This is a genomic window from Spirosoma endophyticum (assembly GCF_900112365.1).
GTDB lineage: Bacteria > Bacteroidota > Bacteroidia > Cytophagales > Spirosomataceae > Spirosoma > Spirosoma endophyticum.
Window position 1 is genome coordinate 158,432 of sequence record NZ_FOLQ01000006.1, and the last position, 13,259, is coordinate 171,690.

11 protein-coding genes are annotated in these 13,259 nt (G+C 49.4%); 6 read left to right on the forward strand and 5 right to left on the reverse strand.

What is annotated here, in order from left to right; all coding sequences use genetic code 11:
- Positions 1-5 precede the first annotated feature (5 nt).
- Positions 6-1,520, forward strand: a complete 1,515-nt coding sequence (locus BM202_RS17320) for a glycoside hydrolase family 32 protein (RefSeq protein ID WP_093828333.1) — start codon at positions 6-8, stop codon at positions 1,518-1,520.
- A 277-nt stretch (positions 1,521-1,797) separates the two neighbouring features.
- On the opposite strand, the gene BM202_RS17325 is transcribed toward BM202_RS17320, so the two are convergent.
- Together BM202_RS17325 and BM202_RS17330 are read right to left on the reverse strand one after the other, a co-directional pair.
- Positions 1,798-2,787 carry a c-type cytochrome gene (locus BM202_RS17325; RefSeq protein ID WP_093828335.1) on the reverse strand — a complete coding sequence of 330 codons (990 nt, stop codon included), beginning with the start codon at positions 2,785-2,787 and terminating at the stop codon, positions 1,798-1,800.
- A 215-nt stretch (positions 2,788-3,002) separates the two neighbouring features.
- Positions 3,003-4,085 carry a hypothetical protein gene (locus tag BM202_RS17330; RefSeq protein ID WP_177236613.1) on the reverse strand — a complete coding sequence of 361 codons (1,083 nt, stop codon included), beginning with the start codon at positions 4,083-4,085 and terminating at the stop codon, positions 3,003-3,005.
- Between the two features lie 312 nt (positions 4,086-4,397).
- On the opposite strand from BM202_RS17330, the gene BM202_RS17335 reads away from it, so the two are divergent.
- Both BM202_RS17335 and BM202_RS17340 read left to right on the forward strand, forming a co-directional pair.
- On the forward strand, positions 4,398-5,204 hold the full coding sequence (locus tag BM202_RS17335; protein ID WP_245776701.1) for an OmpA family protein: 807 nt from the start codon (positions 4,398-4,400) through the stop codon (positions 5,202-5,204).
- A gap of 102 nt (positions 5,205-5,306) precedes the next feature.
- The gene (locus BM202_RS17340) at positions 5,307-5,837 is read left to right on the forward strand and encodes a hypothetical protein (protein WP_177236614.1); all 531 of its coding nucleotides are present in this window, start codon (positions 5,307-5,309) and stop codon (positions 5,835-5,837) included.
- 12 nt (positions 5,838-5,849) lie between these two features.
- Here the strand turns inward: BM202_RS17340 and BM202_RS17345 are convergent, their stop codons facing one another.
- The 3 genes from BM202_RS17345 to BM202_RS17355 all read right to left on the reverse strand — a co-directional run bounded on the left by BM202_RS17345 (position 5,850) and on the right by BM202_RS17355 (position 10,032).
- Complete coding sequence (locus BM202_RS17345) at positions 5,850-6,731, reverse strand: DMT family transporter (RefSeq protein WP_093828341.1); 882 nt, start codon at positions 6,729-6,731, stop codon at positions 5,850-5,852.
- 120 nt (positions 6,732-6,851) lie between these two features.
- Entirely contained in the window at positions 6,852-8,966 is a 2,115-nt protein-coding gene (gene nadE, locus BM202_RS17350; protein WP_093828343.1) for an NAD(+) synthase, read from the reverse strand.
- A gap of 124 nt (positions 8,967-9,090) precedes the next feature.
- Entirely contained in the window at positions 9,091-10,032 is a 942-nt protein-coding gene (locus tag BM202_RS17355) for a phosphatase domain-containing protein (RefSeq protein WP_093828345.1), read from the reverse strand.
- 211 nt (positions 10,033-10,243) lie between these two features.
- On the opposite strand from BM202_RS17355, the gene BM202_RS17360 reads away from it, so the two are divergent.
- The 3 genes from BM202_RS17360 to BM202_RS17370 all read left to right on the forward strand — a co-directional run bounded on the left by BM202_RS17360 (position 10,244) and on the right by BM202_RS17370 (position 13,248).
- The gene (locus BM202_RS17360) at positions 10,244-11,110 is read left to right on the forward strand and encodes a Cif family virulence factor (protein WP_143100705.1); all 867 of its coding nucleotides are present in this window, start codon (positions 10,244-10,246) and stop codon (positions 11,108-11,110) included.
- A 192-nt stretch (positions 11,111-11,302) separates the two neighbouring features.
- Complete coding sequence (locus tag BM202_RS17365) at positions 11,303-12,418, forward strand: aminotransferase class I/II-fold pyridoxal phosphate-dependent enzyme (protein WP_093828349.1); 1,116 nt, start codon at positions 11,303-11,305, stop codon at positions 12,416-12,418.
- Positions 12,419-12,492: 74 nt separating this feature from the next.
- Positions 12,493-13,248 (forward strand): M15 family metallopeptidase, encoded by a 756-nt coding sequence (locus tag BM202_RS17370; RefSeq protein WP_177236615.1) that lies wholly within the window; start codon positions 12,493-12,495, stop codon positions 13,246-13,248.
- Positions 13,249-13,259: the final 11 nt, after the last annotated feature.

Below are 13,259 nucleotides of genomic sequence, written 5' to 3' on the forward strand. Positions count from 1 at the left end.
GCACTATGAAAAAGCTACTCTTACCGATTGCCCTGCTGGTTGCCATGAGTCACATGTCGATGGGTCAGGCGGATACGAAGTCGGAACAGTACCGGCCGCAGTTTCACTTTTCGCCCAAGGCCCACTGGATCAACGATCCGAACGGAATGGTCTATTACAAAGGGACGTATCATTTATTCTGTCAGTATTATCCCGATGCCAGCGTGTGGGGGCCGATGCACTGGATGCACGCCACCAGCAAAGACATGGTGCATTGGCAGGAACAACCCGTTGCGTTATATCCCGATAGTCTGGGCTATATTTTTTCGGGCAGCGCCGTTGTCGATGCAAACAATACATCGGGGTTCGGCAAGAATGGACAGGTGCCAATGGTTGCCATTTTCACACATCATAATCCCAAATTAGAGAAATCGAAACCCGAACAGGTTCAAAGTCAGAGCCTAGCGTATAGCCTCGACGACGGTAAAACGTGGACTAAATACGCTGGAAATCCGGTGCTGCCCAATCCCGGCATCACCGATTTTCGTGATCCGAAGGTGCGTTGGTATGAGGCTCAGAAAAAGTGGATCATGACGCTGGCGACCAAAGATCGCATTACGTTCTACTCCTCACCAGACCTTAAATCCTGGTCAAAAGAAAGCGAGTTTGGCAGCGACGCGGGAGCGCATGGTGGCGTTTGGGAATGTCCGGATCTGTTTCCGCTGAAGCACAACGGCAAGGATGTTTGGGTGCTGATCGTGAATATCAACCCCGGTGGACCAAACAAAGGATCGGCAGCGCAGTACTTCCTGGGCGATTTTGATGGAAAGGATTTCAAGGCTTATTCGAAAGAAACCAAATGGATGGATTTCGGAACGGACAATTACGCGGGCGTTACGTTCTCGAACACCAGCAACCGGGTCGTGCTGATGGGTTGGATGAATAACTGGCAGTACGCGAATAAAGTACCTACCGAAACCTGGCGCGGTGCTACCACTGTACCGCGTGACCTCGGCCTCAAAGAAGCGGGCAAAGAACTGTATCTGACGTCGACACCCGTGAAAGAACTTAATGCACTGAATGGCAAAACAATATCCCTGACGAATGTGAACGTAAAAGGCAGCTACGATCTGACGCCCAAAACCGGGGGGAAATATGATACATTCAAACTGACGCTTTCTGCACCGGCCACGAGTGATTTCTCCGTTATACTCGCCAATGAGCAAGGCAACGAGATAATCGTCGGATACGACAAAGGGGCCAATACGTACTACGTTGACCGGACGAAATCGGGCAAAACAGATTTTGAGAAGGATTTCGGAAAGCGAATGACAGCCCCTCGCCTATCGACCGACAAAACGATTTCGCTAACGTTGCTGGTCGACGTTGCCTCTGCCGAACTCTTTGCCGACAATGGACTTACCGTCATGACGGGCATTTTCTTTCCGGATAAAGAGCTGTCCAAACTATCTGTTAAGTCTGGGACTGGCATCATACTATCTACGTTGACCTATACCAAGTTGGCAGCTTCGGTGCAGTAAGCACGCTACGTCGTTATTCATGAGAAAACCTCCCGTTTTGCAATATGACAATCGCAAAATTCAGGAGGTTTTCAATGTTCACGAGCTTCCAAAATTTGGATAGCTCGTGTCACTTTACGGCAGGTACAGTACTGAAGATGATAAGGGGCAATCTATTGCAATAATTCGTATACTCTATAGCAACATACTAAATTCCTTATGTCCGTAACAAGCCTGCACATGCGTTACATATAGTTAACGGAAGAAAAAAGATAATGTTTTTACCAGGCGTTTTTTTTCAATTACTCGCCACTAGTTTAGCCTTAGGTGTAAACCGCTCGACTTTGTGTTGAACAGGTGCCAGGGTGTGCAGATAATCGTAGATTGCGCCCAGATCCTGCTCGCTCATTTTAGCATACATCGTCCAGGGCATCAGCGAGTTAAATTCTCCCTCATGAACTGTTGGCTGATCGCTAGTCGCGTAGGCTTTAAACCGGCTTATAAAGGCGGCTTTCGTCCAGCTACCAATTCCCGACTGATCCGGCGTGATGTTCATGGAGCGAACGGTTCCGGTTGGTACCGGGAACTCCCGACCACCGGCAAAGTCCATACCCGGTAGGGGTTGCGATTGCGCATCAACGGGTGTGTGACACACCCCACAGGAGGCAAAGGTTGTTACGTATTTGCCATAAGCGATTCGGTCGGTCGTATCGGGCCGTACGCCGGGTTCGAGTTTAGCGGGAATCGTATTTACGATAAAGTTCATCGGAAAATCAGGCTCATCAGCCGGAATCGCGTTGGGAATGGGGGCTAAACTACGCAGATAAGCAATGATGTCTTTGACATCGTTAGGGTCCATGTGCGCATAATTTTCGTAGGGCATCACCGGAAACAGCGCATGACCGTCACGATTTACGCCCGTTGTAATAGCCCGAAAAATTTCGCCATCGGTCCAGGCACCAAGACTTGCCGGGGTTAGATTTCGCGCGTAGAAATTACCAGGGAAGCCCAGCTCCCGGGTGAATGCTTCCCCGCCCTTGCCTTCCGTACCAACAATCATTGGCCCCGTTAGTTTTGTGAAGTCTCGCGTAGAATGGCAATCGATACAAACGGCCACGTGATTAGCCAGGTATTCGCCATGTTCGATCTGGGCGGCTGTTGCCTGAATTTTCATTTCGGGTGGAGGCCCCACATTGGGTAAGGCTAGTTTAACATAAGCCAGGCCAGCACTAATAATCAAAACAAGCGCAGCCAGTACGCCAACGGCAATTTTTACAATTGGTTTCATAATTTTAAGTTGTGAAAAAGAGGAATTCCACAAGTTCACACCAATTCTAAACTGACCATAAAAAAATTGTGTAAGCGGTTGCTCTTTAATTAAATAGCAAAAAAAAGTCTGTCATTTCCTCACCGATCGGTGAGGAAATGACAGACTTTTTTTGATTATAGACCAGCGATCAGGCATTACCGGAAAAAGAATCTTACCTGATTTAACCAAAACTACTAGGCTGCCATTGGCAGGTAGGAATCCTGTTCTGAGGCTGGAGGAGTCAGCATGGGTGCGATGATCGTGTTCATACGCTCCCGCACAAAACTCTCCTGTAAATACGACGGCAATTTAGCCACAAGCTGGCGGTACGCCTGAATACCGAGTGCCTTGGCAATGTAAGCTTCATGTACGGTATTCACATGCGATACAATGTTGACTAGACTCTGGTGAAACAATTTAACGTCAATCTCAGAGTCAACAAAGCGCTCGATCTCACGATTTGTCGACGAAATTCGCAACCGGCTCAACATATCGAAGTAGGTCGTATAGCCGATCTGCTTCGCCAGTTGTTTGTACTGTTCAATACTGAATTTCTGTAAAATCTCACCCGTTTTCGGGCTACGTAACGCCGTTTTCGGATTATTCTGAATTGCATTACGTAGTGCTTTCACTCGCTGATCACGCGTTGTTTTCAGGAATTGCGCCAGCTCAGCCTGAGCCGAAGCCGCCCGGGATGGCAACAACAAATCGGTTTTAGTAGCTGCACTGAACCGTTTGGCCATCGGCAACCGCTGAATCCGATAATTATTAATCGGGCCGAGTGCGTAATAGCCAACTGATGCCGGATAATAGCCGCGTACGACCATATTGCCAACCCGTTTCCGGATCAACTCTTCATTGCTAACATTAATGCCCTGCACAGCCAGAAATGCCCGTGCGCTGAACAGTACGCTGTAATAAGCCTGTGGAAACGTCCAGTGCAACGAACTTTGCAGATACTGCTCGTCATTGACAACGGGCGTAATACGCAATGCATATTCGGCACTCCAGCTATTCAATAATAATTTCTCCAGCGCTTTCCGGTTCTCATCCGTTACGCGTCCGTAGAACTGTTTAAAAATAGGAAATTTGATAAGGTCAAAAAGGTCGTTCTGATGATGAATGTGATAATCCATCGCAAAAAAATGGTTCAGAAATACCTGCGCCGGAATCGATTTCCGCCAGTTGTCATCGAGCGGCAAATTGCCCGCTGAAGTCGGTGCAAGAGGTGCCTGAGCGTTCGGGGAATGCATCGTCACGTTGGTTATCTGTGTCATAATTTATTAACGAAAAATCATCTTTCAGGGTTCATTTTTGGCCAATAATTTAAGCCGCATAATACTTTGATTATCAGTTAATTATAGTCAATTTTTTAAGCTTAAAAAGTAACCTAAAAGCAGCTTATTTACACCATGACATTACCTTTACTTTTAGCTTTTTCAGCGTACTTTTGGGATCGCTCTTTTCGTTGCCTATATAGCATGAAGTGGATAAATTGTGTAGTAGTTGCTGGCGGAATATGCCTGATTAACATAGTGCCCTTAATCAGCTGGAGTCAGCCTCAGCAATCGGCCAAACCAGCCCAGGGAATGGCATCTGTAGAAGGGAGTGTGCAGGATGCCGCCACGAAAAGGCCAATTGTTAGCGCTACGGTGGTGGCTAAAAATCAGGCGGGTGTACTTAAAGCGCAGCAACTAACCAACGCTGATGGAAGTTTTTCATTTAAGCTCGACCCTAAACAGTCGTACCTTCTTAGTTTCCAGGCGCCTGGTTACGATACGTATGATGAGCCACTCGTATTTACATCGTCCAGAGTTGAGTCCCTTAAGAAGCGCCCAACACTTTTGTACCTGCCTGGTACAAGGCCCGCTAGTACACCTCCGCCCCCTGCACCAACGGCAGCTACGTCGGCAGTGGCCGTATCGAATACACTAGCTACTGCCCAATCAACTTCTGGCAATACGGCATCGACTACCAATGCCCGCGTAGCGCCCCCTAAAACGCTTGACGCTAAAGTGGTGTATACGCCCCCACTTGTTGTGGCCGCTGTTGGCAAAACGACGCAACTACGTGCTATTCAGTTTGTGCAAAGCAAACCCGAACTTCTGCCCGACGCCATGCCCGCGCTGGAACAACTTCTGCAGTTTCTGCAAGGCAAACCCACTGCCGAAATTGAGCTGTCGGGGCACACGGATAACCAGGGCGATTTCGACGAGAATCTGCGGCTGTCGAAGCAGCGCGTGGAAGTGGTGAAAGAGTACCTGGTGAAGAACGGGATCGCGGCCAGCCGGATCACTACGCGCGGTTACGGGCCTACAAGACCCATCGCCAGTAACAATACTGAGACCACCCGACAACTCAATCGACGCGTAGAAATGATTGTGGTGAAAGAATAACCTGGCCAATAATCGGCTCAACAATATGCTATAGCTTGAGTTAACTAAAATGGCAACTGATTTAGCCGTGGCAAAATCTGCCAGTTAACTCAACTCAACGCTATGACAAAGAAGGGAAAAACTATTGGCGACGTATCTGATCATTTGCGTCATGATCAGGCAACAACTCATAAACCAGAAGCCGAACCCGTAGGTGATGTGCTCAATGAAAACACGACCCTCGACCTCATCATCAGTCCTACTGGTTATGTCATGGAATTGTCGGATACTGTCGACTCAATGGATGGGGCAAAAACCGAAGTTATAGATATTATCAGCGAAGCGGATGGCACAGATATTGAACTGACCATTATTGAAGAGCCGACAGATAAGCCAGGTGTCGACAGTGTAGATCGGTTCGTAGAAATTAGAGGCATTGGGCCAAAAGTGGCCAATTTGTTGGTACAGGCGGGTATCCGGCAATTTTCTAAACTAGCCGAGACGCCTGTCGAGCGTATTCGGGAAATACTCTCGTCGGCGGGTTCGCATTACCGCATTTACGACCCTTCCAGCTGGCCGCAACAGGCAAAACAATTAGCTGACAGTAAACTAACGCCTTTACTACCCAGCCAGCCCACCAAACCTAATTCGTAGAGGGACAATTTCTTATGTAGACGCCACCCTCCTGCCCAGCCACAGACCGCCAATTACCAGCGCAGTACCGACGATGGTATACGTAGTGATGGGTTCGCCCATGAGGAAATATGAGTATATAAAGCCGAAAAGTGGGCAAAGAAACAGCCATAGCGACGCCCGGATGGGATCTTGCCGAACAAGGTAAAACCACAATTGTAAAGCGCCGACAGAAACCGGCAGGATAAGCCAGAATACCGACGCCCAGAACCTCATATCGTAATGCGACGTACTGAAAGCCGCTGGGTCTACCGCAGCACTGATGCAGGTAAATGGCAGGAGCAATAGACCGCCCAACAACACCTGCCAGCCATTGATAACGAGATCAGGTAATCGCCATGTAAGACTGGCATAATACACCGTAGCCGCCGACACGGAGACCATACCACCGAGCAATATGAGCAGTCCTTCGACGGTGGCATAACTATTCTGAAGCAGCGGATACGTAGCAATACCTACGCCCGTCAGGCCCAGCAGTAACCCACCCGTCTCATTCCAGCGCGGCATCCGACGCAACCAGATCGCCGATAGCAAGGCAATGAAAAGCGGATTGGTTGCCGTTGATAAACTGCCAATGCCTGCTGATACCTGCTTAAGCGCCAGCACAAAGGCGCCCAGGTAGATCGTTGTGTTGAGCAGCGCGAAAATGGCCAGTTGCCGCCATTCTACGCCCGTTGGCCAGGCATCTTTGGTACGCTGAATACCATACGCAAACAGCAGCATACCGCCCCCTGCGATAAAGAATCGAACATTAGCCAGAATGAGCGGATGAACCGACTGAACACCAAACTTAGTAGCGACGGATGCCGATGCCCAAAGGGCCGCAAAAAGAAGACCGGGAATGAGGTTGCGCACAGTTACAAATTTCGAATGCGTACTTTACCGTTACTATTCAGGAGCGGAATAAGTAGCTAGGCATTGCAGATCCAGTTGTGATCTGGATCTGCAATAATTTCATTTTCACCAAATATAGACCTAAAACCCAATCTTGCTTCGGCCGGGCGTACTCTTGCGGCTGCTCGGCGTTTGCCCGGCCGCCCAGTCACGCATTTCGGCCAGTTCCTTCTCAAAACCTCCCGACAGAATCGGAAAGCGACACCACGAACGCGGATCGAGGTTGTGGTCATCGAGGTGAAAGGAAGGTGCATAACGCTCGCGCTTCCACTGGTTACGGCTCCAGAGTTTGAAAAATCGCTCCACCCAAACCAGGAGCTTCTCGCGGTCATATTGCGGCCTGCCGTCGTGGCCATCGTACCGAACTTCAACCAATTTCAATACGTCAATCGGCGGCTGCTTGTCGCGGATGGCGGCTTCTTCAATCGAGTTCAGTACGTCATACGGCATTAGGTCGTCTTCGTCGGTTTGCTTCTTGTCCAGCGGCCGGAGTTCGGCCGTTGGCTGCAGATTATTGACAGCGTGTAATCCCTTGACTTTAATGAGCTGGTCAGACACGGTAGAATCAATGGTCGCTCCGGTGCGATCCGCTGGTGTCGATTCATTTTTAACGTTCAGCCCAACCGTTTCTAACCACCGCAACCAGCCACGCAGGAAATGCTTGTCGATGCCCGTAATTGGCGAAATGCTGCCCGCCGTGTCGCCGTCCATCGTAGCATAGCCAACAGCGGCTTCGGAGCGGTTGGAGGTTGTTAGCAGCAACGCATTGTTCAGATTGGCCAGCATCCAGATACTCGGAGCCCGCACCCGCGCCTGTATGTTTTGCAATGCCAGGTCGTCCGTCTCCCACGACAGTTGGCGACCTAACTGCTCCTCAATCAGGCCGCGATACGTATCGACGAGTCCATTGATGTTAATATTCATGAACGTAGCACCGATGTCGTCGGCCAGTTCTTTTGCCGAATTGAACGTATCATCCGATGAATTTTCGGTGCCCTGATACATCACGGTCAGCAGTTTACCAAGTATCTCCTCCGGCGTTTTACAGTCCTGAATAGCCTTGATGTAGCCAAGCTTTTTCTTAACTCCGTCGATACCAAGATTTTCAACCGCCATCCGAATCATCAGAAACACCAGTGCGGCAATAGCCGATGAATCGGCTCCACCGCTCAGCGACAAAACGTATCCCTGCGAGCGGCTTTTTCGCAGGTAATCGAACAGGCCAAGCGCAACAGCCCGCGCAAATTCTTCTTCTTTGAGGTATCCGCCCCGTTCCCAGGCTTCGAGTTCGGCTCGCTGAACAACCGGCGCAATGTCGGGCCATTCGAATCGCTCCGAAACCCGAAGATTTGGATACGCCAACGCAATGTTGCCCCGGTTCTGCGTCTGATTAAGCCGGGTAGCATCCACATCGACAACCGCCGGAACAATCAGAAAATCTTCGTAACTCAGGCGATTTCCGGATACCAGCAGTTCGCCGTTTGACGCCACCATCGCGTCGCCATCGTAAATTATCCGACCCGCTTCATTACCTAACATGTTGGCATACACGTAGCTGACACCAAAAGCCCGTGAGGCATCAACCACGAAGCGCTCGCGTACCTGCGATTTCAGGAAGGCAAAGTGGCTGGCCGTCGGGTTCAGGATAACATCAACGCCCCGTTCATACAGAATACGACCCGGCCGGTTAGCCACCCAGGCATCTTCGCAAATCTCGAAACCAATGCGAACGCCCGACAGGTCAAACACTACGTCGCCAAACGGGTATGAAAAGTCGCCGATCTTGATTTCGTCACGAACGTAGGGATTCCAGGGCTGGAACCAGCGCGATTCGTAATGGACGCCATTGTTCGCCACATATTGCTTCACTGCAAAACCCAAAATTCGTTTGTTGGCAATCAGGCAGGCCGTGTCATAGGTCCGGTTGTTATGCCGAAGTGGCAAACCGACCGCCACGACAATATCGCTGGTATGCTCGACAATTTCCAGCAATGATGCAATCGACTGATCAATCGTATTTTGAGCGAAAAATGCATCCTCACAACCGTATCCCGAAATGCAGAGTTCGGTCAAACATAGGAGACTAACGTTCTGCTTCTGAGCCTCTTCGATGGCGTCGATGATATTTTGCCTGTTGTGATCCCATGCCAGTGGTATCTGGTTAAGCACTCCGGCGGCTACTTTAAGAAGTTTCATTTTTTAATGGCTATAGCGCGAATGAGTGAACGAGCAGTCATTCGCTCAGTCCTCAATTCGGCATTGGTTGTATTTCTGCAGGAATAACAAAGATGGGGCGAAAATAGATTTGCTGAATACCAAACTAAAAATCTCCATAGTCCACTTGCACACAAGTCAATCCCAATGTTCGTCGCCACATGTCCACGACTTGCTGGCGGTCGTCTACCACAAATTCGACGTAATACCACCCGGCAATGTGTTGTGCGAACAATTCCTGTTTCACGATGGAGTCTTTCCGATTGTCTTTTTCGGCCCGCATAAACAGCTCGTAGTCATCCGATTGCCAACCAAAATATTGATTAAGCCAGGCCATTGTTTCGGAACGACAAACAGCATCCCGTCCCGAAAAAAACACGATGCTATAGCCCGATGTCTTCATAGCCTGCACTAGTCGAATAATGGGCCATTTCGGCGTATCGATGCCCACCCGATGCCAGTCGAAAGGTGACCGATTGCCCATTCTGGCTACGGTTCCATCAATATCGACCAGTATACAACGCGGCAGCGATTCATCCTGCTCTCGCTGAAATACGGCACTACGTGTCAGCATTTCCGTCTGAAAGTTGAAATTCTTCTTCAGTATGCCGAGTTGTTCGGCTTGCTTCCGAATCACGGTTTCTCCCACTGAATCCGGGCGATTCTGATCACGGCGAATGCACTCCTCAATAGGCGCTTCAATCAACGCATAACGTAGCTCGACTTCATCGAAATGCTCAATCAGCAGCTTCCGAAACTCATTAATATAACTTAGTTTCAGGCTCGTGTTATCAATCAGAACATGCCAGCCTTTAGCCAGACTTACCAGAATAGCCGTCTTCTGTAACTCATTGACAAGCTGCTCAATGCGGTTTTTATCTTTATCGGACCAGGTTGCCCAATAGTCAGGAAGTGATACGGGTAGCAGACTTCGCCGGAAATCATCACGATTGACCCGTAGCCAATTCGGATTTTCGGTGCAGAACCGACGGGCGAAGGTTGACTTGCCGCTACCACTCAGACCCGTTAAGATTAGTACGTGTTTCATTATTTGTCCAAGACAAGTCAAAGCGTCGATCCGTTCCGGCCTGGTCCAGTTATTTTAAGATTCATCGGATGCTATCAAAAGCGCTGAAACTACGATTTATTTGAAAGCCTATTTCCCTCAATTCAGCCTGTAAATTAACGTGTTGGATTTGTATTAAGTGGCCGGCCAAAAGGCGGAAACGTACCTTTCGGCTCACTCAGTCAACAAACCCATGTTTCCAATCTTTTATCACGCCCTGGCGCTATTCTGGTTCACGCCATTCGTTAACCAACCTACTACCGTTCAGGCTGATTATGAAGCGTTAGTCGCTGCCGAACGTAGCTTTGCAAAGGCGGGTATTGACAAGGGAATCCGCGATGCATTTCTTGCCAATCTCGACGAAAAATCAGTCGTTTTCGTCCAGAATCAGTTCAGACCCGGTAAGGCTACGTATGAAAAATCGCCCGTCGGACCAGCCAAACTAAGCTGGCGACCGAATTACGCTGAGATTGCTAAATCGGGGACGCTGGGCTTTACTACTGGTCCGTTTGAGTTGCGGCCGCGCTCCCTGGAAGAGGTACCCGTTGCTTATGGGCAGTTCACGAGCGTTTGGCAAAAAACCACAACGGGCAACTGGAAAGTACTGATTGATTTCGGTTGCACACATGAAAAGCCCAACCAACCCGCTCCAGAGTTAAATCCACCCAATCAATTTGCCACTAAGGTAGTGGCTGGTCTGGATACGTCGGTGATTAGTCGGGAATTGAGACAGGTGGAATCGCTCTTTGCGGAAACGGCCCGCCAGAAAAGCCTGCACGATGCCTATCAACCCGTATTACCAGCCAGCGACTCGATCCGTTTATTGCGCGAAGGCCACGTACTGTATGAGGGCGCAACGGCTAAACACTTGGCCAACTCATCCATCCAACAAGTTGATTACCAGCCGGCACAAACCATCGCGGCTCCGTCGGGCGATCTTGGATTTAGTTACGGCTATGCTACGTTCAACCAGATAAAACAGGCTTATCTGCGTATCTGGCGAAAACGGAACGGGCACTGGCAATTGGCGCAGGAAGTTTTGTCGCTCAAGTTTAGTTAAGTCAGTTTTCATTCGCCTTTAGTCCTCCGAAATGGAATGCGGCTACCACTGATTAGACATATTTACGCTGATCTGACCCGGAGCATCTGCGTTCCGTTTTTTTATATAATAAGCTCTGCCAGGGCGTAGGAAGGGTAGTAAAGTGGCAGCAAATGACTATTTTCAGCCGCTACACACTACGCTGATCTAGCTATGCAGTACACGCGGATGCCGATTGAAATAGAATCGCCGGAAGAAATTGGCTATTCGACGATTACGTATAATCTGGCGGAGAGTTCCGTGCGGGACATTCAATTGAAAGACCTGAATCTCTCCTTGGGCGATCTCGTTTTAAGTTATGGACATCACCGGGGACACCCCGACCTTCTGAATTGTATTGCCAGCGAAGGCACAACTTTCCAGCCCAACGACGTGCTTGTTTGCAGTGGGGCGGCTACCGCTTTATTTATCGTAGCCACTACGTTGCTCAGCGAGAAAGATCATCTGGTTGTTGTGCGTCCCAATTATGGAACGAATCTCGAAACACCACGGGCCATCAACTGTGAGATGAGCATCATCGACCTGACATTTGAGGAACGTTATGCGTTCGACGTAGACCAGGTTCGTCAGGAGATTCAATCTAACACCCGCCTGATCAGCATCACCAATCCGCATAATCCGACGGGCACAGTTATTTCGGGAGACGTATTGATCGACCTGGTAGCCTTAGCCGAAGCTCACAATTGTTATCTGCTGGTCGATGAAACGTATCGCTACCTGAATTTCCAAACGCCACGCACTCCCTATCTTGCCGAGAAAAGCCCGAACGTAATTTCGGTTAGTTCGCTATCGAAAGCATTTGGCGTACCCGGTATACGAATTGGCTGGATCATCTGTCGCGATAAGCAACTAATGTCCCAATTTCTGGCGGCAAAAGAACAGATCATGATTACGAACTCGGTGGTCGATGAGCAGATTGCGTTACACATTTTGCAAAATCAGGCAGCTATTTTGACTGCAACGCATCAGCCTATTCGCATCAATTTCGAGATTATCAAGACCTTCTTTTCCGAAACGCCTTACCTGGAATGGGTAGAGCCGACTGCCGGTGTAGTCTGTTTTCCCAGACTAAAATCGGGCTACCAACTTAACGTAGCCCCATTTTATGAATCATTATATGCGCAGTACAGCACACTGGTTGGGCCGGGACATTGGTTCGAGCAGGCCAGAACGTCCATGCGCATCGGCTTCGGGTATCCTACTGCCGATGAATTAAAAACCGGCTTACAAAACCTTGAGCGCTGCCTGGTCGATAATTTAACAGCGTAATCTGGCGCGGGTTTACCGGAACGCCGGACCGATCCATGCCAGAACGCCAGAATGAACCATATACAACCTCCCCTATGAAAAATCAATTCTGTAAAAACGGCCTGTTCACTACGTTCCTTTTCCTCAGTTTGCCAGTCGCATCCATAGCGCAGCCACTGACCTTTGATTTGCCTAAAAGCAAGTATGGCTTACCCGTAGTCAATGACGTAACGATCTATAAAAAGATCGTAGCCGCCGACCCCAATAATGAGCTTGTGGATATGCGCGCCATTCTGCCCGACGCTCAATTCGACGTTACGTATGCCCACACCAATAATTTTCTGAAGCGAAAATTGTACCCCACGGCCGATGTATTCATGCGGAAACCGGCGGCACTCGCCATTCGGCAGGCGCACGAAAATCTGAAGAAGCAGGGGCTTGGTTTGCTGCTTTTCGATGGCTATCGTCCCTATGCCATCACTGTCCTGTTCTACGAAGAAAACGGCGATACTACGTTCGTGGCTGATCCACGAAAAGGCTCGCGACACAACCGGGGTATGGCTATTGATTTGACGCTTTTCGATCGAAAAACCGGCAAACGGCTGTCGATGCCATCTGATTACGATGAATCGACGCCCCGTGCTTATCATAATTACACGCAGTCGGATAGCGCGTCGCTGGCTCACCGTGCTATTTTAAAAGCCGCGATGGAACAGGTAGGCTTTTCGATATTTCCGTGGGAGTGGTGGCACTACGATTTTCGAGGTTGGGAAAGCTGCTTTACCTACGATTTATCGCACCGTGCGATTCGCGAGGCCAACAAAACGGTGCACAAAGCGAAAGCGAAATGATTGGTATATGC

Excerpts from the sequence above, each read along its gene's own strand:
- BM202_RS17360 (WP_143100705.1), top strand. The coding sequence starts at position 10,244 with ATGTTTCCAATCTTTTATCACGCCCTGGCGCTATTCTGGTTCACGCCA.
- BM202_RS17335 (WP_245776701.1), top strand. The coding sequence starts at position 4,398 with ATGGCATCTGTAGAAGGGAGTGTGCAGGATGCCGCCACGAAAAGGCCA.
- BM202_RS17325 (WP_093828335.1), bottom strand. The coding sequence starts at position 2,787 with ATGAAACCAATTGTAAAAATTGCCGTTGGCGTACTGGCTGCGCTTGTT.
- BM202_RS17330 (WP_177236613.1), bottom strand. The coding sequence starts at position 4,085 with ATGACACAGATAACCAACGTGACGATGCATTCCCCGAACGCTCAGGCA.
- BM202_RS17340 (WP_177236614.1), top strand. The coding sequence starts at position 5,307 with ATGACAAAGAAGGGAAAAACTATTGGCGACGTATCTGATCATTTGCGT.
- BM202_RS17320 (WP_093828333.1), top strand. The coding sequence starts at position 6 with ATGAAAAAGCTACTCTTACCGATTGCCCTGCTGGTTGCCATGAGTCAC.
- BM202_RS17355 (WP_093828345.1), bottom strand. The coding sequence starts at position 10,032 with ATGAAACACGTACTAATCTTAACGGGTCTGAGTGGTAGCGGCAAGTCA.
- BM202_RS17365 (WP_093828349.1), top strand. The coding sequence starts at position 11,303 with ATGCAGTACACGCGGATGCCGATTGAAATAGAATCGCCGGAAGAAATT.
- nadE (WP_093828343.1), bottom strand. The coding sequence starts at position 8,966 with ATGAAACTTCTTAAAGTAGCCGCCGGAGTGCTTAACCAGATACCACTG.
- BM202_RS17370 (WP_177236615.1), top strand. The coding sequence starts at position 12,493 with ATGAAAAATCAATTCTGTAAAAACGGCCTGTTCACTACGTTCCTTTTC.